21 protein-coding genes, 1 other RNA gene and 1 other annotated feature are annotated in these 20,364 nt (G+C 59.0%); of the genes, 11 read left to right on the top strand and 11 right to left on the bottom strand.

Going from position 1 to position 20,364, the window contains the following annotated elements:
* Window positions 1-123: 123 nt before the first annotated feature.
* Window positions 124-1,356 (bottom strand): RNA polymerase sigma factor RpoD, encoded by a 1,233-nt coding sequence (gene rpoD / locus JQM66_RS08410; RefSeq protein WP_407946013.1) that lies wholly within the window; start codon window positions 1,354-1,356, stop codon window positions 124-126.
* A 211-nt stretch (window positions 1,357-1,567) separates the two neighbouring features.
* The gene (gene dnaG, locus JQM66_RS08415; RefSeq protein ID WP_235229431.1) at window positions 1,568-3,352 is read right to left on the bottom strand and encodes a DNA primase; all 1,785 of its coding nucleotides are present in this window, start codon (window positions 3,350-3,352) and stop codon (window positions 1,568-1,570) included.
* 225 nt (window positions 3,353-3,577) lie between these two features.
* Between dnaG and JQM66_RS08420 the strand changes: the two genes are divergently transcribed.
* Entirely contained in the window at window positions 3,578-4,171 is a 594-nt protein-coding gene (locus tag JQM66_RS08420; RefSeq protein ID WP_235229432.1) for a 4'-phosphopantetheinyl transferase family protein, read from the top strand.
* A gap of 130 nt (window positions 4,172-4,301) precedes the next feature.
* Here JQM66_RS08420 and gdhA read toward each other — a convergent pair whose 3' ends face one another.
* Window positions 4,302-5,651 carry an NADP-specific glutamate dehydrogenase gene (gene gdhA, locus JQM66_RS08425; RefSeq protein ID WP_235229433.1) on the bottom strand — a complete coding sequence of 450 codons (1,350 nt, stop codon included), beginning with the start codon at window positions 5,649-5,651 and terminating at the stop codon, window positions 4,302-4,304.
* Between the two features lie 298 nt (window positions 5,652-5,949).
* Here gdhA and JQM66_RS08430 point away from each other — a divergent pair, with 298 nt between their 5' ends.
* A complete protein-coding gene (locus tag JQM66_RS08430) occupies window positions 5,950-6,510 on the top strand; it encodes a phosphoribosyltransferase family protein (RefSeq protein ID WP_235229434.1) in 561 nt (186 codons plus the stop codon).
* A 79-nt stretch (window positions 6,511-6,589) separates the two neighbouring features.
* Complete coding sequence (locus JQM66_RS08435; RefSeq protein ID WP_235229435.1) at window positions 6,590-8,008, top strand: hypothetical protein; 1,419 nt, start codon at window positions 6,590-6,592, stop codon at window positions 8,006-8,008.
* A 46-nt stretch (window positions 8,009-8,054) separates the two neighbouring features.
* On the opposite strand, the gene JQM66_RS08440 is transcribed toward JQM66_RS08435, so the two are convergent.
* Genes JQM66_RS08440 through ruvX form a run of 3 tightly spaced genes read right to left on the bottom strand, consistent with a single transcriptional unit; the run spans window position 8,055 to window position 9,601 of the window.
* The gene (locus JQM66_RS08440; RefSeq protein ID WP_235229436.1) at window positions 8,055-8,588 is read right to left on the bottom strand and encodes a chromate transporter; all 534 of its coding nucleotides are present in this window, start codon (window positions 8,586-8,588) and stop codon (window positions 8,055-8,057) included.
* Window positions 8,575-9,174 carry a chromate transporter gene (locus tag JQM66_RS08445; RefSeq protein ID WP_235229437.1) on the bottom strand — a complete coding sequence of 200 codons (600 nt, stop codon included), beginning with the start codon at window positions 9,172-9,174 and terminating at the stop codon, window positions 8,575-8,577. The genes JQM66_RS08440 and JQM66_RS08445 overlap by 14 nt, the downstream gene beginning before the upstream one ends.
* A gap of 10 nt (window positions 9,175-9,184) precedes the next feature.
* Complete coding sequence (gene ruvX, locus JQM66_RS08450; protein WP_235229438.1) at window positions 9,185-9,601, bottom strand: Holliday junction resolvase RuvX; 417 nt, start codon at window positions 9,599-9,601, stop codon at window positions 9,185-9,187.
* A gap of 286 nt (window positions 9,602-9,887) precedes the next feature.
* Between ruvX and rpmG the strand changes: the two genes are divergently transcribed.
* From rpmG to rplL, 7 genes are all read left to right on the top strand, one after another.
* Complete coding sequence (rpmG, locus tag JQM66_RS08455) at window positions 9,888-10,037, top strand: 50S ribosomal protein L33 (protein WP_021747855.1); 150 nt, start codon at window positions 9,888-9,890, stop codon at window positions 10,035-10,037.
* A gap of 32 nt (window positions 10,038-10,069) precedes the next feature.
* Window positions 10,070-10,285, top strand: coding sequence for a preprotein translocase subunit SecE (gene secE / locus JQM66_RS08460; protein ID WP_235229439.1), 216 nt, complete (start codon window positions 10,070-10,072; stop codon window positions 10,283-10,285).
* A 12-nt stretch (window positions 10,286-10,297) separates the two neighbouring features.
* Window positions 10,298-10,822 (top strand): transcription termination/antitermination protein NusG, encoded by a 525-nt coding sequence (gene nusG / locus JQM66_RS08465; RefSeq protein WP_235229440.1) that lies wholly within the window; start codon window positions 10,298-10,300, stop codon window positions 10,820-10,822.
* A gap of 109 nt (window positions 10,823-10,931) precedes the next feature.
* Entirely contained in the window at window positions 10,932-11,357 is a 426-nt protein-coding gene (rplK, locus tag JQM66_RS08470; RefSeq protein WP_235229441.1) for a 50S ribosomal protein L11, read from the top strand.
* Window positions 11,358-11,450: 93 nt separating this feature from the next.
* Window positions 11,451-12,143, top strand: coding sequence for a 50S ribosomal protein L1 (gene rplA / locus JQM66_RS08475; RefSeq protein WP_235229442.1), 693 nt, complete (start codon window positions 11,451-11,453; stop codon window positions 12,141-12,143).
* An 80-nt stretch (window positions 12,144-12,223) separates the two neighbouring features.
* Window positions 12,224-12,354 (top strand) — a sequence feature (ribosomal protein L10 leader region).
* Window positions 12,355-12,387: 33 nt separating this feature from the next.
* Window positions 12,388-12,921: a 50S ribosomal protein L10 gene (rplJ, locus tag JQM66_RS08480; protein ID WP_235229443.1), complete on the top strand. Its 534-nt coding sequence runs from the start codon at window positions 12,388-12,390 to the stop codon at window positions 12,919-12,921.
* A 49-nt stretch (window positions 12,922-12,970) separates the two neighbouring features.
* Complete coding sequence (gene rplL, locus JQM66_RS08485) at window positions 12,971-13,342, top strand: 50S ribosomal protein L7/L12 (RefSeq protein WP_235229444.1); 372 nt, start codon at window positions 12,971-12,973, stop codon at window positions 13,340-13,342.
* Between the two features lie 91 nt (window positions 13,343-13,433).
* On the opposite strand, the gene JQM66_RS08490 is transcribed toward rplL, so the two are convergent.
* The 5 genes from JQM66_RS08490 to JQM66_RS08510 all read right to left on the bottom strand — a co-directional run bounded on the left by JQM66_RS08490 (window position 13,434) and on the right by JQM66_RS08510 (window position 17,378).
* On the bottom strand, window positions 13,434-14,168 hold the full coding sequence (locus JQM66_RS08490) for a DUF554 domain-containing protein (RefSeq protein ID WP_235229500.1): 735 nt from the start codon (window positions 14,166-14,168) through the stop codon (window positions 13,434-13,436).
* The gene (locus JQM66_RS08495; protein ID WP_235229445.1) at window positions 14,165-14,899 is read right to left on the bottom strand and encodes a tRNA threonylcarbamoyladenosine dehydratase; all 735 of its coding nucleotides are present in this window, start codon (window positions 14,897-14,899) and stop codon (window positions 14,165-14,167) included. The genes JQM66_RS08490 and JQM66_RS08495 overlap by 4 nt, the downstream gene beginning before the upstream one ends.
* Window positions 14,900-14,965: 66 nt before the next feature.
* A complete protein-coding gene (locus JQM66_RS08500; protein WP_235229446.1) occupies window positions 14,966-16,531 on the bottom strand; it encodes a peptidylprolyl isomerase in 1,566 nt (521 codons plus the stop codon).
* Window positions 16,532-16,870: 339 nt separating this feature from the next.
* Window positions 16,871-17,071, bottom strand: a non-coding RNA gene (ssrS, locus tag JQM66_RS08505) — 6S RNA.
* A 22-nt stretch (window positions 17,072-17,093) separates the two neighbouring features.
* On the bottom strand, window positions 17,094-17,378 hold the full coding sequence (locus tag JQM66_RS08510) for a DUF1292 domain-containing protein (RefSeq protein WP_235229447.1): 285 nt from the start codon (window positions 17,376-17,378) through the stop codon (window positions 17,094-17,096).
* 292 nt (window positions 17,379-17,670) lie between these two features.
* Between JQM66_RS08510 and JQM66_RS08515 the strand changes: the two genes are divergently transcribed.
* On the top strand, window positions 17,671-20,349 hold the full coding sequence (locus JQM66_RS08515) for a transglycosylase domain-containing protein (RefSeq protein ID WP_235229448.1): 2,679 nt from the start codon (window positions 17,671-17,673) through the stop codon (window positions 20,347-20,349).
* Window positions 20,350-20,364 lie beyond the last annotated feature (15 nt).

The following is a 20,364-nucleotide window of genomic DNA, read 5'->3' on the forward strand; positions in this document are numbered from 1 at the left end:
TCTTGAGACGCGTGCCGGTATTAAGCCCTTATAGGGCTTACTCAAGCCTCCGGCTTAGCCGGAGGTTTTGACTGCTTTACACTTGACTTGAAAAGTCGAGTTTCAAATTTTCCGGCTATGGGCCTAGTTTAGAAAATCTTTCAGCTTTTTGCTTCTGGAGGGGTGCCGCAGCTTTCTCAGGGCCTTGGCCTCGATCTGACGGATGCGCTCACGGGTGACGTTGAACTCCTTGCCCACTTCCTCCAGGGTGCGGGTGCGGCCGTCCTCGATGCCGAAGCGCAGCTTCAGCACCTTTTCCTCACGGGGCGTCAGGGTGGACAGCACGTCCATCAGCTGCTCCTTCAGCAGGGTGAAGCTGGCGGCCTCGCTGGGCTCACTGGCGCCCTCGTCGGGGATGAAGTCGCCCAGATGGGAATCCTCCTCCTCGCCGATGGGGGTCTCCAGGGAGACGGGCTCCTGGGCGATCTTCAAAATTTCCCGGACCTTCTCCACGGGCATGTTCATTTCGGCGGCGATCTCGTTGGGGGAGGGATCGTGGCCCAGTTCCTGCAGCAGCTGGCGGCTGACCCGGATGACCTTGTTGATGGTCTCCACCATGTGGACGGGGATGCGGATGGTACGGGCCTGGTCGGCGATGGCACGGGTGATGGCCTGCCGGATCCACCAGGTGGCGTAGGTGGAGAACTTGAAGCCCTTGGTGTAGTCGAACTTTTCCACGGCCTTGATCAGGCCCAGGTTGCCCTCCTGAATCAGGTCCAGGAACAGCATGCCGCGGCCAACGTAGCGCTTGGCGATGGAGACCACCAGACGGAGGTTGGCCTCGGCCAGCTTCTGCTTGGCCTTCTCACCGGATTTCAGGTCCTTTCGCCAGGCGGCCTCCTGCTCGGCGGTCACGTCGTCGGTAGACTCTCCGGCCTCACGGCGGTTCTCCAGATCCGCCAGCTTTTCAGTGGCGATGTTGCCGGCGGTCAGGGCCTGGGCCAGGACGATCTCCTCATCAGGAGACAGCAGGGGGACCTTGCCGATCTCCTTCAGATACATGCGGACGGGATCGTCGATGGAGAAGTTGTTCACCAGGGAGTTGGGATCTACCAGCTCCTCTTCCTCTACGTCGGCGATCTCCTCGGCGGCGGGCTCAGCGTCGCCCAGGTCCGGCAGCAGTAGGTCCTCGCCGGTGCTGATGTCGATGTTCAGGGCCTCCAGGGAGTCATACAGCTGGTCCATCTGCTCGCCTTCCAGGTTCAGGTCGTCCACGACTTCCATCAGCTCAGAGGACTCCAGTTTGCCTTTCTTCTTTCCCTTGGCCAGAAGCTCCCGCAGCTTTTCCTGGTTGATGAGCCAGCTGGCGGCAGGCAGGGCGGCGACCTGCTTGTCATCCAGACGGACGATGCCGGCCTTCTTGGCCTCCTCATCGGTCATAATGTGGGGGGCCTCCGGTTCCGCTGCGGCGGCCTTCTTGCCAGACTTTTTGGAGGGCTTGGCAGATGCCTCCTTTTCCTTCGCCTCTGCGGCGGCCAGCAGAGCGTCTGCCTGCTGCTCCAGCTCCTCAGGAGTCAAATCTTTTTTCTTAGCCATACTGCTTTCCTCCAGTACCCTTCTTGTCTTTGTATTTTTCTGTGGCAGCCAGCAGGGGGTCGATATCTTTGCCGGCACGTTTTTTTGCTTCGGTTTTCACAATGTGTATGTAATCCGCCAGAGCCCGCTGTGCGTTCTGGGACGATTCGGGCTGTTGACAGATCGCGGCGATGTGACTGGCCTCCTCGGTGCCCAAGGCACCGGACAGAAGCCCGGGCGACATGGGGCGCCCTTCCTGATGGGCTGCCCACAGCAGGGCAAAAGCCCGGCCCAGCAGGGGAGAGGAGAACTCCTCTTCCTTTAGAGGCGATTCCTCCGGAAACAGGCTGTCATCCATCATCAGAAGCCGCAGGATGCCCTCCTCCGCACGGGCGGAACGAAGGTTATCATAGCGCAGGGACCGCTCCTTGGGCTGCAATTGCGCCGCCGGGTTCAGATCCTTCCGCAGCTCAGCCCGTTTCTCCCGGGCCATCCGCCGCTTGAAGGCCCGCTGGACCTCCAGCTTCATGGCCTCCGGCGTGATCCTGGCCAACTCGGCGGCGCGGGCGGAATAGATCTCCCTCTCCACCGCATTTGGCAGGGAGGACAGCAGTCCGCTGATCTCCTCACAATAGGTCACCCGGGCTTCGTCACTGGCGAGGTCGTATTTCCCGGCCACCTGGGCCATGCGGAACTCGATGCCGTTCTCACTGCCGGTCAGCAGCCGCTCAAAGGCGTCAGCCCCCTGGAATTTGATGAAGTCATCGGCGTCCTGCTTTACGTATTCTCCGTCCACCAGCCGCCGGGGCAGCTGCAGAACCTTTACGGAGAACTCGGAATTGTTCAGAATCTGCAAAGCCCGCTCCGTGGCGATCTTGCCGGCGTTGTCGTTGTCGTAGCACAGCACCAGCTCTTTCGTAAAACGGCTCAATAGCCGGGTCTGTTCCACCGTCAGGGCGGTGCCCATGGAGGCCACGGCGTTGTCGAATCCCGCCTGGTGGAGGGTGACAATATCCAGGTTGCCCTCGCAGAGGATGATGTTGGGCCGCTTGGTCTTCTTGGCCAGATTCAGACCGTACAGCACCCGCCGCTTGGAGTATACCGGCGTCTCCGAGGAGTTCATATACTTGGGCTCGGATTTGTCCAGCACCCGGCTGCCGAAGGCCACCACGTCGCCCCGGGTGTCGATCACCGGCAGCATGAGGCGGTTGCGGAACTTGTCGTAGAAGCCGCCGTTCTTGTTCTGGACGATCAGGCCCGCCGCCAGCAGCTCTGCCTTGGTGTAGCCCTTTTTGGTCATGGCGTTCAGCAGCGTATCCCAGGAATCCAGGGAGGCACCCATGCCGAATTTCACGGCGGTGGACTTTTTGATCTGGCGCTTGTCCAGATAGGCCTGCACCGCCCGGCCCTCCGGCTGCTGGAGCAGCTGGTAGTAAAAGCGGGCGGCGTCCCGGTTCAGGTCCAGCAGACGCTGCCTGCGGCGGCTGGCCTCCCGGTCACCCTCTTCCTCGGGGACCTCCATGCCGGCCCGCTTGGCCAGGAAGCGGATGGCGTCGGGGTAGGTGAGGTTTTCCTCTTCCATAATGAAGTTGACCACGCCGCCGCCCTTTTTGCAGCCGAAGCAATAATAGATCTGCTTGTCCGGGGACACGGAGAAGGAGCCGGTCTTTTCACTGTGAAAGGGGCACAGGCCGAAGAGGTTGGCGCCCTTGCGGGTCAGCTGCACATAACTGCCCACCACGTCCACGATGTCACTGCGAGCCATCAGCTCGTCCAGAAATTGTTGGGGGAATGCCATGGACGCGGGCCTCCTTTCGGTCAGTTTAGCCAAGATTCCCGTTTCCCATACAAGAAAAAAGGGCCTTGGACGGGTCCTTCGGGTGAACGATATTTAGTTATACCCCGCAGATTTTGAAAATCCTCTTTTTTTTCACAAAAATTTTGAAAAAATTTTGTCAGGATGATTCATTTACAGGATCAGGAACATCTCATACAATAAAATTTTACGAGAGGGGGGAGCAGAATGGCCGTCAACTTGTGGGCTGCACACTTCAACCGGACCATGGGACCGGGGGAGATGCAGCGCTTACTGCCCTTGCTGCCGCCGGAGCGGCGGGAGCGGCTGCTGCGTCTCCCGGCGGAGAAACGGCGGGAGCCGCTGTGTGCCTGGCTGCTACTGCGGCTGGCCCTGCGGGAATCATTCGGCTGGACGGAGCTGCCCCCTGTGGCTCTGACGGACCGGGGCAAGCCCTTTTTCCCGGACCATCCGCAGGTGCAGTTCAACTTGAGCCATACGGAGGGCGCCGTGCTGGCTGGAGTTTCGGATTGTCCCATCGGAGTGGACATCGAACGGATTCGCCCTGTAGCTCCCCGGCTCATGGAACAGATGGGAGCCGATACGGAAGAAGCATTTTTTAGGACCTGGGTCCGGCGGGAGGCCCGGACCAAGTGTAGCGGCTGGGGCATCGGCGCCATGCTGCGGCAGGAGCCGCCTCTGGAGTCGGGAGAGTGCTGCCGGGAACTGGATATTTTTTCGGGCTATGCCGCCTGCGCGGCCAGCCGGGGCGGGCCGATCCCCGAAACCGTGCGCATCTGCTCTGTAGAGGAGCTGCTGTGAGCACATACCGCCGCAGATATGCAGTGCAAGTCCGGTACAGGACGAAACGGACAGAAAGCCACCGGGCGGGATATTTCCCGCCCGGTGGCTGGATTCATATAGGTGGTTGAATTTATAAAAAGTGAAGGGATCAGAAGATGCCCTGGGCCATCATGGCGTCGGCTACCCGCTGGAAGCCTGCGATATTGGCTCCGGCCACCAGGTCGTAGCCCAGACCGTACCGTTCTGCCGCCTCCACGCTCTGCTGGTAGATGGTGTTCATAATGCGGTGCAGCTGGGTGTCCACCTCCTCGGCGGTCCAGACCAGCCGCTCACTGTTCTGGGCCATCTCCAGGGCGGAGGTGGCCACGCCGCCGGCGTTGACGGCCTTGCTGGGGGCCACGGTGATGTGGGGCTGGGCCATAAGGAATTTCAAGGCGTCGTTGGTGGTGGGCATATTGGCAACTTCAATGTAGTATCTGGCGCCGCTGGCCGCGATCTGCTTGGCCTGCTCCATGTGAACGTCGTTCTGCATGGCGGAGGGCATGCAGATGTCCACCGGCACCGCCCAGGGCTTCTGACCGGGGAAGAACTCCACGCCGAACTTATCCGCGTAGTCCTGGACCCGGTCACGGCCGCTGGAGCGCATTTTCAGCAGGTATGCGATCTTTTCTTCCGTCGCCACGCCGTCAGGGTCATAGATATAGCCGTCGGGACCGGAGAGGGTCACGACCTTGGCGCCCAGCTGGGCGGCCTTTTTGCAGATGCCCCAGGTGACGTTGCCGAAGCCTGCGCAGGCAATGCGTTTGCCTGCGATGTCCTCCCCATCGTGGCGCAGGACGTTCTGCAGATAGTAGACGGCGCCGTAGCCCGTGGCCTCGGGCCGGATACGGGAACCGCCAGAGGCAAAGTCCTTGCCGGTGAGCACGCCGTTCTCCCAAACGCCCTTCAGGTGGCGGTATTCGCCGAAGAGGTAGCTGATTTCCCGGATACCGACGCCCACATCCCCGGCGGGCACGTCCACATCGGGACCGATGTAGCGGTAGAGGGACCGCATGAAGCTCTGGCAGAAGCGCATGATCTCGGCGTCGGATCTGCCGGTGGGGTCGAAGTCGCTGCCGCCCTTGCCGCCGCCGATGGGCAGACCGGTGAGGGCGTTTTTGAAGGTCTGCTCGAAGGCCAGGAATTTCATGCTGCCAAGGTCTACGCTCCGGTGGAAACGCAGGCCGCCCTTATAGGGGCCGATGGCGCCGTTGAACTGGCAGCGGTAGCCGGTGTTGGTGTGCCAGGAGCCGTCGTCCGCCATCCAGCAGACGCGGAAAACAAAGGTCCGTTCCGGCTCCACCATGCGATTGAGAAGGTCTGCTTGTTCATACTCGGGATGCTGTGCAATGACGGGTTCCAGGGAAGAAAATACCTCTTCAACGGTCTGAACGAATTCAGGCTCGTGGGCGCTGCGCGCTTTGACGCTTTCGATCACACTGGCAAGGTACGCGTTCATCATCCATCCTCCTTGTTATGAAGTTGTCAGACAGTCTGGGTCCGGTGGTGGTTCCTCCTGATTTGATTGTAGCATTTGTCCATATGGGAAACAACAGAAAACGGAGAAATGTCCACTTTCCACTCTCAGAAAAAAGGGCGACCTTTTTGTGCAGTTCGACGGAAAAGGTTGACCTTTTTTGCGGGGCGCCAAAAAAGGGGAAGCGGGGCACGGATGATTGACTTTATCGTCAGAATCGGTATAATGTTTTTGGAATCATTAGCCCCTGATGGGCTTATATTTAAGGGAGGCGTTTTATATGCATACCTATTCGATGAACATTGCCGGTCTGGAACGGGAACTTCCCATCTGCAAGGTCACCGATGACCTGTACATCGGCGCGTTCATTTGCTTCGGCGACGCAGAGCTGACGGTGGCCTGTGCCCGGGAGCTTTTAAAGCTGGTCCCGGCAGACAGCTATGACTATCTCTTTACGGCGGAGGCCAAGAGCATTCCCCTGATCCACGAGATGGCCCGCCAGTCCGGTGCCAAGAAGTACTTCATCGCCCGGAAGGGTCCCAAGGCCTATATGCCCGACCCCATCCATGTGGAGGACCAGTCCATCACCACCGCGGGAGTCCAGAAGCTGTATCTGGGCCGGGACGACGCGGACCTGATCCGCGGCAAGCGCATCCTCATCATGGACGACGTGATCTCCACCGGCGGCTCTCTGCTGGCTATGGAGGCCCTGGTGAAGCAGGCCGGCGGCATTGTGACCGGCAAGGTGGCGGTCCTGGCGGAGGGCGACGCCCAGAAGCGGGACGACATCAAGTTCCTGGCTCCGCTGCCCCTGTTCAACGCGGACGGAACTGTAAAGTAATTATACATAACAGTGAAAAAACGGCGCATCCCTGACCGGGCGCGCCGTTTTTTATCCGGTTGTTTTAGGAGAGGGAGTTATGAAAAAGAAAACGGTATATTGGGTGCCAAAGATCGGCGTCCTGACGGTCCTGGCAGCGTTGTTCATGGCGGCCTCCGCCGTGCTGCGCCTGATTTGGGCCGGGGGAGAGACCGGGGTGACCAGGGGACTGTTCTGGTTCCAGATCGTGCTGCCCCTGCTGGCCAACGTGAGCTTTGAGATCATTCTGTTCCGGGATGGCCGGGACCGCCTGTACCGCACCGCTGTTCCGGTATGGCTGGGCTGTGTGTTCTTTGCTGTAAAGGCACTGGGCTTTCCGTCCATGATCCACACCATCCTGTGCCTGTGCCTCTATGCCCTGGTGGCCTTCCTGTTTACCGCCACGGTGACCGGGTATGTGGGGACCCAGAAGCTGCTGTGGCCCCTGTTCGGCCTGCCCATGCTGTACCATATTTTTGTGGAGGACACCCAGAAGGTGGGCTGGCCTCTCCATGACTGGCTGCCGGAGCTCAGTGTGCTGTGCTGCATGGCGGCGCTGCTGTGCCTGTCCCTGGCTATGAAAAAGAAGCCGGTGGAGGAAGGGGAATACCTGAAGCGCTTCGGTGACCGGAACGATGGTCGCCGCCTGCGGGGCTTGTCTCCCATCTTCGCCGTGTCTCCCTACCTGATGAAGACCCGCAACACCTCCCAGAATTTCATCGAGGACCATATGGAGATCTCGGCGGTGGAGCGATATATCGTGGAAAAGCGGAAGGCCGGCATGAAGTATTTCGGCATCCTCCACGTGCTGCTGGCGGCCTACGTCCGCACCTGCGCCCGGTATCCGGGGCTGAACCGATTTATCGCGGGCCAGAAGATCTTCACCCGGGACCGGGAGATCGAGGTCAATATGACCATTAAAAAGGAGATGTCCACGGATTCTCCCGACACGGTCATCAAAGTGACCTTTGATCCCGCCGATACCCCGGAGGCGGTCTATGAGCGCTTCAACGAAAAGGTGCGGGAGGTAAAGGACGCTCCGGCGGATACCGGCTTCGACAAGCTGGCGGGGGGCTTCAATCTGATCCCCGGCCTGCTGCTGAAGTTCTTCGTGTTCCTGCTGCAGGCGATGGACTATTTCGGCCTGCTGCCCCGGTTCCTGACCAAGCTGTCCCCCTTCCACGGGTCCCTGTACATCACCTCTATGGCGTCCCTGGGCATCCCGCCTATCTACCACCACCTGTACGATTTCGGCAATGTGCCGGTGTTCTGCTCCTTCGGCAAGAAGCGCCGGGTGTGGGAGATGAAGCGGGACGGCAGCCCGGTGCTGCGGAAGTACATCGACTGCAACTTCGTCACCGACGAGCGCATCGTGGACGGCTTTTACTTTGCGTCTGCTCTGCGGTATCTCCACAATCTGATGGATGACCCCTGGCAGCTGGATGAACCGGCTGCGGAGATCGTTCGGGATGAAAACTGAAACAAGGACCGTTCTCCGATGTGGAGAACGGTCCTTTTGATATGGTTCAGCGGATCAGCACCAGGCCCAGCAGGGCGGAGGCTGCGATGACGATGGGGATGCTGACCTTCCATTTCAGCAGCGCTGCCAGGGCAGCGGTGCCGATGACCAGGGCGGGCAGGCTGACACCGCCGGCAGGGGCGGCGTAGTTGGTCATGGACAGGGAACACACAACCGCTAGGATCAGACCCAGGCAGATGGGCCGGATACCGGACATGGCCTTCTGCATGAAGGAGGAGTCCCGGAACTTCTCAAAGGCCACGGCGGCCGCGGCGCAGAGCAGGAAGGTGGGGGAGAGGACCCCCAGGCTGGCGGAGAGCGCGCCCAGGAAGCCGGCCACCCGGGTGCCGGCAAAGGTGGCGCAGTTCAGCCCCAGGGGGCCGGGGGTCATCTCCGCGATGGCCACGATGTCGCTGACCTCGGAGAGGCTCATCCAACCGTGGGAGAGCATCTCGTGATTGATGAGAGGTACCATGCTGAGCCCGCCGAAGCTGGTAAAGCCAATCTTGCAGAAGGACCAGAACAGTTCAAGGAGTACCATCAAAGGACCCTCCTTTCCGCCGCTCCCGCCAGGTGCTCCACAGGAAGCCCAGCAGGCCGCCCAGCAGGACGATGGTGATGCAGTTCATACCGAAGAACAGATACAGCACAAAGCCCAGCAGCAAAACGACATAGCCGAAGCGGTCCGTCAGGGCGGCCTTCCGCAGACCCAGGGCTGCGGAGGCGATGATGGGGGCCACCGCCGCCCGGACGCCCACCATGGCCCGGCTGACGTAAACGTTGTCCTTTACCTGGGCATAGCACCAGGTGACGACCGTCAGGATCAGCAGGGGCGGGATGCACATACCCGCCACACAGGCAAGGGCGCCGGGGAAGCCCGCCGCATGATAGCCGAACAGGTAGGACACGTTGCCGATCATCAGGCCCGGCAGGCTGCGGCCCACGCTGGTGATGTCCAGCAGCTCCTCCTCCGTAAGCCACTCCCGTTTCTGCACATATTCCTTCTGTATCTGGGCCACAATGGGCCAGCCGCCGCCGAAGGTATAGCAACCGAATTTGAAAAATTGCCAGAACAGGCCGGGGACCCGGCCCTTCCGGTGAGCCTTTGTCTCTTGTGGTGTTTCCATGATATGCCTTTCAGTGGTTCTTTTTATAGGTGAGGTATCCCTCCAGGATCAGGGAGGCCGCCACGGCGTCCACAACCTTTTTCCGCTTTTTGGCGTTTTTGCCGCTGCTGAATAAGATTTGGTGGGCATCGATGGTGGTGCGGCGCTCATCCCAGAGGACCACGGGCAGGGAGGTGGTCTCCTCCAGCAGAGTCTTCATGGCCCGGGCCTTTTCCGACCGGGGACCACGGGTGCCGTCCATGTTGATGGGGTGGCCCAGCACCAGCTCCTCCACGCCGTGCTCCTTTGCAAGGGCGGCGATGCGGTCCGCCACCACCTCGGGGCGGTAGGCGTCGATAACGGTGGTGAAGCCCGCCAGAAAGCCGGTGGGGTCGGAGATGGCGATGCCGGTGTGTGCGTCGCCGTAGTCGATAGCCATGATGCGCATAAAAATGCCCTCTCTTTTTCGTTTGTTCCCCCGCAGAATATCATATTTTGAACAGGGGTGCAAGGGCGTGAGCGGGACGCAAAAAATGTAAAAATTTTTCTGAAAAAGCGGTTGACCTTCCGTTTGACTTATGGTACAATCTCTCTTACCTGTGAAAAAGGGCTTTCTTGTTGTGCGCTTTTTTCGCTTTTCAGGCCACGGCGGAAGGAACCTTACAGAAGGCAGGGAGGCAGTCGGTATCCCCGGCGCAGCCGAGAGGATACCAATAATAAGGAGGTGCCGTTAGATGCGCGTAAAAGTGACCCTGAGATGCAACGAGTGCAAGCAGAGAAACTACAATACGATGAAGAACAAGAAGAATACCCCGGACAAGCTTGAGCTGAATAAGTATTGCCCCTTCTGCAAGAAGCACACGCTCCACACCGAGACCAAGTAATGGTCAAAACGATTAAGAAAGGCGTGTAAAGTATGGCAGAAGAAGTCAAGAAGAAGAGAGACCGCGGTCTCTGGTTCCGTGAGATGAAAAGCGAACTGAAAAAGGTCGTGTGGCCCAACAAGCAGACGGTGCTGAAGAATACCGGCACGGTGCTGCTGTGCTCCTTGGCCATCGGTGCCTGCATCTGGATCTTCGATTTCGTGGCGACCTCCGCCGTCCAGATGATCCTGAACGTGTTCGGTGCTTAAGGAGTAGCGGATATGTCAGACAGCGCGAAGTGGTATGTGATCCATACCTATTCCGGCTATGAAAATGCCGTCAAGACCAGCATTGAGAAGTTCGTCACCGGCCGCGGCATGGAGGATATGATCCTGCGGATGGAGATCCCCATGGAAACGGTCACTGAGGTCACCGATTCCGGCGCCACCAAGGAAGTGGAGCGGAAGGTGTTCCCCGGCTATGTGCTGATCAAGATGGTCATGACCGACGACACCTGGCATCTGGTGCGGAATGTCCGCGGCGTCACCGGCTTTGTCGGCAGCGCCAACAAGCCCATCCCCCTGACGGAGGAAGAGGTGCTTGCCATGGGCATGGAAAAGCACGAGATCGTGGTCAAGTACAATGTGGGCGACCATGTGAAGATCGTGGACGGCCCACTGGCCAGCTTCACCGGCGTGGTCGAGGAGATCGAGCCCGAGAAGAACCGGGTCAGCGTGATGGTCTCCATGTTCGGCCGCGAGACGCCCGTGGACCTGGAGCTGGATCAGGTCGAGGTCCAGAACTGAGTAAGCAAACGCGCCGGACGCTTCCGGCACAAGTGGGAGGGACCCTCCGGTCCCGCCAAGGACGGACCTTCGTCCGCCACCACATTTATGATTTAGGAGGTGCTACTCCGTGGCACAGAAAATTACTGGTTATGTGAAACTGCAGATCCCCGCAGGCAAGGCAACTCCCGCTCCCCCCGTTGGTCCCGCTCTGGGCCAGCACGGCGTGAACATTGCCGCCTTCACCAAGGAATTCAATGAGCGCACCAAGAACGATGTGGGCATGATCATCCCCGTCGTCATCACCGTGTACGCCGACCGTTCCTTCTCCTTCATCACCAAGACTCCCCCCGCGGCTGTCCTGATCAAGAAGGAGTGCAACATCGAGTCCGGCTCCGGTGTTCCCAACAAGACCAAGGTTGCCACCATTTCCAAGGCTTCCATCCAGAAGATCGCTGAGATCAAGATGAAGGACCTGAACGCTGCCAACCTGGAGTCCGCCATGAGCATGATCGCCGGTACCGCCCGTTCCATGGGCGTTGTCGTTGGCGACTGATCCCTGACTATCAACAGCGGAGCGGCATCCATGCCGCTTCATACAGTGGGAGGAACTTAGAGTCCGAAGAACCACTATGAGGAGGAAATAACATTGTTTAGAGGCAAGAAATATCAGGAGAGCGCCAAGCAGATCGACAAGAACACTCTGTACGAGGCTGCTGATGGCATGGCTCTCATTTGCAAGACCGCCAGCGCCAAGTTCGACGAGACCGTCGAGCTGCACGTGAAGCTGGGCGTTGACTCCCGTCACGCTGACCAGCAGGTCCGTGGCGCCATCGTGCTGCCCCACGGCACCGGCAAGACTGTTCGCGTGCTGGTGTTCGCCAAGGGCGACAAGGCCGACGCTGCCCGCGAGGCCGGTGCCGACTATGTTGGCGATATGGATCTGGTTGAGAAGATCCAGAAGGAAAACTGGTTTGAGTTCGACGTGGTCGTCGCCAGCCCCGACATGATGGGCGTGGTCGGCCGCCTCGGTAAGGTCCTGGGCCCCAAGGGTCTGATGCCCTCTCCCAAGGCCGGTACCGTGACTCCCGATGTTGCCAAGGCTGTGAAGGAAGTCAAGGCCGGTAAGATCGAGTACCGTCTGGACAAGACCAACATCATCCACTGCCCCATCGGCAAGGTGTCCTTCGGCCCCGAGAAGCTGACCGAGAACTACAACGCTCTGATCGGCGCCATCTTGAAGGCCAAGCCCGCCGCCACCAAGGGCCAGTATATCCGCAGCTGCGTCGCCGCCTCCACCATGGGCCCCGGCGTGAAGTTCAGCACCGCTAAATTGGTCTGATGACCAGCCCCTTTCCCGGATTTGCGGGAATTCGGGCGAAAAATGTATATAAAAGTGTTGACATTTTTCCAATACTTTTATATAATACCAGATGCGTTCCAAAGACAGCAGGTGAGGGGAGACTCTCGTAAGTCCTGCCGAGGGCGGCAAAGTTGATTTGCTATCCGTCCTTGTGTGTCTTTGCGCACAAGGACGGTTTCCTTTTTTGAACGCACCTACAAATTTCCTGGAGGTGAAACCTAGAATGCCTAACGCAAAGGTCTTATCTGAAAAGCAGGCAATCGTTGCCCAGCTGACTGAGAAGATCCAGAATGCCACCGCCGGCGTCCTCGTCGACTACAAGGGCATCACCGTTGAGGAAGACACTGCTCTGCGTAAGGAGTGCCGCGAGAACGACGTGGATTACGCCGTTGTCAAGAACACCCTGCTGCGCTTTGCCCTCAACAACACTGGTCTCAGCGAGCTGGACGACCTGCTGAACGGCACCACTTCTCTGGCTCTGTGCTCTGACCCCGTGGCTCCCGCCCGTGTCATGGCCGACTACGCCAAGAAGCTCAACGGCAAATTCGAGATCAAGGGTGGTTTCATGGACGGCAAGGCTGTCGACCTGAACACCATCAACTCTCTGGCTTCCATTCCCCCGCTGCCTATCCTGCAGGCTCAGGTCCTGGGCACCATGCTGGCCCCCATCACCGGTCTGGCTGTTGTCCTGAAGCAGATCGCCGAGAAGAACGGCGCTTCTGCCGAGGCTGCCGAAGAGGCTCCCGCCGCCGAATAATCAGACGGCAACACACTTATTTAAATTTAACAATTAGGAGGCAAATACAATGTCTGAGAAGATTACCGCTATGATCGAAGAGATCAAGGGCCTGACCGTTCTGGAGCTGTCCGAGCTGGTCCACGCTCTGGAGGAAGAGTTTGGCGTTTCCGCCGCCGCTATGGCCGCTCCCGCTGCTGGCGCTGCTGCTCCCGCTGCTGAGGAGAAGACCGAGTTTGACGTGGTCCTGACCGGCTTCGACGCCGCTGCCAAGATCAAGGTCATCAAGGCTGTCCGTGAGATCACCGGCCAGGGTCTGGCCGAGGCCAAGGCTACCGTCGAGGGTGCTCCTTCCACTCTGAAGGAAGGCATCTCCAAGGACGACGCCGAGGCTCTGAAGAAGCAGCTGGAAGAGGCTGGCGCCAAGGTCGAGTTGAAGTAATTTACTTCATCTGTCTGAAAAATCCCTGTCCGTTCTGGACAGGGATTTTTTTATACGAATGAAAAAGAGCCGCTTTCGCGGCTCTTTTTATTCACATGAACATGCACAGCAAAATGGGCAGGAAGATAGCCGGGACCAGGTTCATGACCTTGATCTTGGTCAGGTCCAGCATGTTCAGGCCCAGGGCCACGATCAGCAGCGAACCCACGCAGGTCATCTCCGCAATGACCGCATCCCCCAAGAAGGGGGAGAGGAAGGAGGCTGCCAGGGCGATGACGCCCTGGTACAGAAACACTGCCACAGCGGAAAAGGCTACGCCGACGCCCAGAGAGGCGGCAAAGACGATGGAACTGATACCGTCCAGCAGGGACTTGGCGAAAAGGGTGGCGTGGTCGCCGGTAAGGCCGTCCTGCAAAGCACCTACGATGGCCATGGCGCCTACACAGAACAGCAGGCTTGCCGTAACAAAGCCATCAGAGATGGAGGGACCGGCGCTGCCGTTTTTTACAAGATGCTCCGTCTTTTTCTGGACCCAGTCGCCCAGGTGGCGCATCCGCTTGTCCAGGTCCAGCAGCTCGCCGATAATGGCGCCGATGACCATGGATAGAATGGCGATCAGGGTGTTGCTGCCCTTGAAGCTGCCGCTGATGCCGATATACAGCACGCACAGGGCTACGCCCTGCATGATGATGGTTTGGAGCCGCTGGCCCAGGGAGGCGCTTCCGGCGGGGAGGCGGCTGGAGAAGCGGCCGGCCAGCCACTTCAGCAGCAATCCTGCCGCGGAGCCTGCCAGAACGGCCAGGGCGTTGACGATGGTACCTGTCAGCATAAAGGTGTTCTCTCTTTCTCAAGGATATCGCGGACCACGGCGCTGCCCAGCAGCAGTCCCGCCGTGGCGGGGACCCAGGGATTGCTGGCCGGGACACTACGGCGGCCCGGGGGAGGAGTTTCCAGCTGGATAGTGGGTGCGGGCTCCTCGGGGCTGAATACCACCTTCTGATGGTGGATACCCCGGTTTCGAAGTTCCTTCCGCATAACCCGCGCCAGAGGGCATCCGTAGGTCTCAGAGATGTCCGCCAGCCGCAGTTGGGTGGGGTCCAGCTTGTTGCCGGTGCCCAGGGCCATGATCAGGGGAATGTTCAGCCGCTGGGCGGTGTCCAGCAGGTCCAGCTTGCAGCTCACCAGGTCAATAGCGTCCACAATATAGTCGTAATGGCAGCCATTGGGGAAAAACCGGTCCCGGTGGTCGGCGTCGTACAGCTCCTGAATGGGATGCAGCACGGCATCGGGGTTGATGTCCCGGATACGGGCTGCCACGGCGTCGGCCTTTGCCATTCCCACCGTGGAGGTGGTGGCCTCCAGCTGGCGGTTGATATTGGTGACGGATACGGTATCACTGTCTACCAGGGTCAGTTCACCGATGCCGGAGCGGGCCAGGCATTCCGCTGTGTAGCTGCCTACGCCCCCCAGTCCGAACAGGATCACGTGGGAAGCAGCTAGTCGCTCCTGGCCCTCCTGGCCCCACAACATTTCGTTGCGCAGAAATCGCTGGTCCATAGAGTCCTCCTGGGAGAAAAGGAGGCGGCCTGAAAGCCGCCTCCCTTGGTATGATAATTGGGGGGATCAGCCCACGAACTTCATGCCGAAGTCATGGCGCTCAATAGTGCTGTCAGCGGAGATGCCCTCCAGCCACTCGCTGTAATCAGCGTCCCGCAGGTCGGCGACCACGTTGGACTTCCAGACGGGGAGCTGCTCGCCCACGAAGTACATGACGTGGGCGCCGTATTCGCTCTCCACCACGCCGGTGTCGCCGGGCTTGCGGCTGGCGTCCAGGCACCAGTTCTTGAAGGACTCCACCAGGCTGGAATCCGGGGTGATGCTGTCGATCAGGCCGCCGGTGTACTTGGAGCCGTCGGCGGATTCCTGCATGGCCAGGGCGGAGAAGGAAGCCTCAGTGGCCTCGCCGGCCTGCCACTGGGCCAGGATATCCTCGGCCTTGGCCTTGGCGTCAGCCTTCAGCTGGGCCTGCTCGGCCTCGTAGCCCTCGTCGCCCTCACTGAGCGTGCCAACCGCAGGCTGGATCAGAATGTGGCGGACGTCAATCTCGGGGGTCTCGTCCCGGAAACGATCCAGGAACACGGCCACATAGTAAGTGGAATTGTAATCCAGAACGGCGGAATCGCCTGCCTTGCGGGCGTTGTCGAACAGCCACTCAGTGACCACATCGCCGGAGTAGGCACCGTTGTCCTTCTTGGTGTAGACATAGGACTCGTCGGCCTTGGACAGAGTTTCCAGCTTCTGGCCGGCGCGGTAGTCAGCCAGCATCTGGTCGGCGGACTTCTTGGCCTGCTCCAGTGCGGCGGCGGATTCCTCCTCGGTGGGCTCCACCTCGTTGCCATCGGCATCGGTGGTACTCTCAGCGGTGCCGGGGATGCCAACGATCTCGTAGGACACCAGGTCGTACTTATTGGTATCAGCCTTGTAGGTATCGTTGATCTTGCTGTCGTCGTAAGTCAGGCTGTCGTAGTGGCTGCTGGCGTAATCGTCGTACTGCAGCATCCGCATCAGCTGAGTAGCGTAGACCTTCTCGGTCATCTGGGCACCCATGTTGTTCTTCAGAAGCTGGGAGACGGAAACGCTGTTGGCCTCGGCAGACTTCTTCAGGGCGGCCATGGAGTCATCATACTGGGCCTGGACGCCGGCGGAGTAGGTGTAACCCTCTGCCTTGGCGGTGTTCAGGACGGACTGGACAGTAGCCATTTGGTCCAGGGCCTGGCCCAGGAAGTAATCTTTCCAAGTCTGACCGGCTTCGGCGCCGATCCAGGAGGCGGCAGTCTCGTTGACGGTCTGGCTGTCCAGGGAGGCATTGGTGTTCAGGCCCATGTAGGACAGCAGATAGGAATAGTTGCTGACAAAATTCTGGTAGACATTCTGATAATAGAAGCTCACTTCAGCTGCGGTGTACTTCTCTCCGTCGATGGTGGCGGCGGTGGCGTTCTTGGGGATTACGTTGGAACGCCAGATGCCGGCGGCGATGACGGCGATGAGGAACAGGGCGGCGATGGTGCCGTACAGGATGTTGCTGCGCTTTTCCTTTTTGCACTGCTCCTGTTCACGGACAACCTTGGGGTCCACCCAGCCGGAGCTGGCCTGTTCCTGACGGATCTGCTTTTCTCTTGATGCGCTCATTTGTAATTTCAGTCCTCTCAAGTATTTCATGCTGGAATCCACAAAGCATCAGGATCACGCTGACGCTTCCGTCGCTATATATGCGTTGGATTCCCGGTATGCGGCAGCCGGAACGGCTCTGCTGTCATTTTACGCACTTTGATATTATACCGAACATCGGCATATTGTGCAAGGGGTAAATCGGAAAAGCCTGTTGGAAATTCCTGATTTTTCAGCCGTCACGGAGGAACCGTACCTCAGCTGCCGCGGTGCGGCGGATACGATCCATGATACAGAAAACAGCTGAAAAGAAACTGAAAGCAGGAGGAAGATCCCTCTGCTTTCAGGATATGGGCAAAAACGTGCCCCGCGATGGCCGTGTAGACCTCGTTATAACCTGCACCTTTACGGACAGGTGGGTCGCCTCCAGATCGCTTTACCGCTTCCAACTTCCAACCGCAGGGTGGCAGTCGGGAGGCCTGCGAACCACGAACTGATCCGGCATCCCGTATAACGAAATGTGGGTTAAAAAAAGATCTATCACGAACCCCGCAGGGCATTTCATTTTTTGATAAGAGACGGATCATTCCTCTTCGTCGCTGAACAGAAGCTCCATAAACTGCTCGTAGACTGCCTCCAGCTCCTCGTCGGAGTCCAGGGTGGACAGCAGGTCCTCGCCGTCTTCGTGGATGGTCTTCAGGATCACCAGACCAGCGTCGGGGTCTTCCTCCTCACCCTCTGTCTCCGCGGGGAAAAAGGCCTGGTACATCTGGCCGTTGTACTCCAGGGCGTCTACAAATTCCAGGACGATCTCCTTGCCGTCCTCGTCCGTGACAGTGATGAAAGTGGGGCCGAAATCTTCACTCATGGGAGAGGTCTCCTTTCTTTGGCTAATCGTATTTTACACGAAGACGAAGGCGATTGCAAGGGAAGAAGAAGTCAAAAAGGCGAAAAGATCGTCTCCCAGGAGGTGTATATCTTGCCCGAAAAGAAAAATATCATGCAAACAGAGAACTTTTTTTCAAGGAAATACGACATTTTCAGTGTTGACAGGGGATGATACAATAGTAAGTATTCTGGTGTACTATGTACTGATGGAAAGAAGCGGATATCCCGCTGCTTTCTGAACCCTATTCAAAAGAAAGAAGGAGGTGTCTCCTGTGGAACGAGATAACAGACAGCCCGCCCAGCGGCAGCCCGGGCGGGAGAAGCGAAGACGGGGCAGCGTGGTCGGAAAGATTTTCTTCTGCCTCTTTACGCTGATACTGATCGGCGTTCTGACCTGCGGCATGATCGCCGGTATTTTTATGAAATATGCAGAGACCAATATCATGCCTGTGGTGCAGGTCAAAGCGGAAGATTACACCATGAACCTCAGTTCTATCGTCTATTATCACGATGATCAGGTGGCGGAAAATGACGGTTGGGTGGAATACCAGACCATCCACGGTACGGAGAACCGCATCTGGGTGGATATCGAAGAGATGCCGGATGCCCTGTGGCAGGCCGTGGTGGCCATCGAGGACCAGCGGTTCTTCCAGCACAACGGCGTGGACTGGAAGCGTACCGGCGGCGCCGTGCTGAATATGTTCATCGGTATGCGCAATACCTTTGGCGGTTCCACCATCACCCAGCAGGTATTGAAGAACATGACGGAGGACAACGCCGGCACCGTCAACCGCAAGGTGCGGGAGATCTTCCGGGCGCTGGAGTTTGAGAAAAACTACACCAAGGCCCAGATCCTGGAGTTGTACCTGAACACCATCTATCTGGGTCAGGGCTGCTACGGCGTCCAGACGGCGGCGCAGTTCTATTTTGGTAAGGATGTGTCGGAGCTGACCGTTGCGGAGTGCGCCAGCCTCATCGCCATTACCAACAACCCGTCGCTGTACGGTCCCATGTATAACATTACCTACACCCGGGAGGATGGCACTACCGTGACGCCCCGGGAGTTGAACAAGCAGCGGCAGGCAAACATCCTGAACAAGATGTGCGACGCGGATGACGAGGGCGTGGTAGGCCCTGCCACCCTGGCCGACATCGGCAGCGATCCCAAGACCTGGGGCCCCTATCTCACAAAGGAGGAGGCCGAGGCTGCCAAGGCAGAGGTCCTGCAGTTCACCGACGGCTCCACCTCCGCGGACGATATCGCGGCGGCTGCCTCCGGCGGCATCAAGATCAACAACTGGTTCGTGGACCAGGTGATCTGGGATGTCTCCAAGGACCTGGCCTCCAAGATGGAGATCTCCGAGAAGGAAGCTCGTATCCTCATCAACAACAGCGGCTACCGCATCTATACCACCATGGACCTGCGGATCCAGGAGATCGCCGAGTCGGTCTATGAGGACCGCAGCAATCTGGACCTGACCAGCCGGGACGGCCAGCCTATCCGCTCCGGTATCACCATCATCGCCCCCTACACCGGCAACGTGGTGGCCACGGTGGGCGATCTGGGGGAGAAGGAGGGCAACCTGCTGACCAGCTATGCCATGGACAAGCGGCAGCCCGGCTCCTCCATCAAGCCTCTGACGACCTATGCCCCGGCCATTGACTCCGGCAAGGTAACGCCCGCCACCACCTTTGATGATTATCCCGTTCAGCTTTTGAACGAGAACCCCTGGCCCAAGAACTCCCCCAACAAGTACCGCGGCTGGACCACTGTACGGACCGGCGTCCAGCACTCCATCAACACCATCGCCGTGCAGACGCTGCAGGCTGTGGGTGTTGCGGATGCTTACGCCTTTGCCACGGAGAACCTGAACCTGAGCTTGGTGCCTGATGATATGGGCCTCAGCCCCCTGGGCATGGGCGGCCTGACCTACGGCCTGAACACCCGGGAGATGGCGGCGGCCTATGCCTCCTTCGCCAACATGGGCGTCTACAATTCCCCCAGGACCTACCTGCGGGTGGAGGACGCCAACGGCAACGTCATTCTGGAGAACGAGGGCGAGAGCCACGCGGCCATGAAGGAGACCACGGCCTACCTGATGAATGAGATGCTGAAGAACGCAGTGAATGCCGGTACCGGCACCTCCGCCAAGTTCAGCGGCATGACCATCGCCGGCAAGACCGGTACCACCAGTGACAACTACGACCGCTACTTCGTGGGCTACACCCCCTACTATGTAGCGGCGGTGTGGACAGGCTATAAGTACAACGCCAAGATCAGCTACAGCGGCAACCCGGCCATCACACTGTGGAAGAAGGTCATGCAGCAGGTCCACGAGGGCCTTGAGAACAAGGACTTCCAGAAGCCCTCCAGCGGGTTGGAGACCATCACTGTCTGCGCGGACAGCGGTCTGCTCTGTACCGACGCCTGCCACGCGGACCTGCGGGGCGACCGGGCCATCACCATGACGGTGGCCAAGGGCACAGGTCCCACCGAGACCTGCACCATGCATGTGTTCCGGGATTACTGCACGGAGGGCAAGTGCCTGGCCACCGCCACCTGCCCCGAGGGTACTGTGACCCAGGTGGGCGTGCTGGACTATGTCCGTGAGAACTACGGACCTTCCATTGCGGCGGAAGACAGCGCCTACACCGTCCAAAAGATGGAGCAGGCCATCGGTCTGCAGCCTATCATCGCCGAGGATGGATCGGAGGTCTATCCGGATATCGTGGGCTGTCCCGTCCATGTGGGCGGCTTTGTTGACCCGGACCTGCCCATCGTGGACCCGGATGATCCCAACTATATTCCGCCCGGCCCCGGCGGTGAGGAACCCGAGACTCCCACGCACCCTGTGGAGCCACCTCCCACAACACCCACCACACCCGCGGAACCTGAGGTTCCCACAGAGCCGGAGGACCCAACCGGCGATATAGACTGGAGTATTGGATAAGCCTTACAGAAAGCG

The sequence above is a fragment of the Oscillibacter valericigenes genome (assembly GCF_021531915.1).
GTDB lineage: Bacteria > Bacillota > Clostridia > Oscillospirales > Oscillospiraceae > Oscillibacter > Oscillibacter valericigenes_A.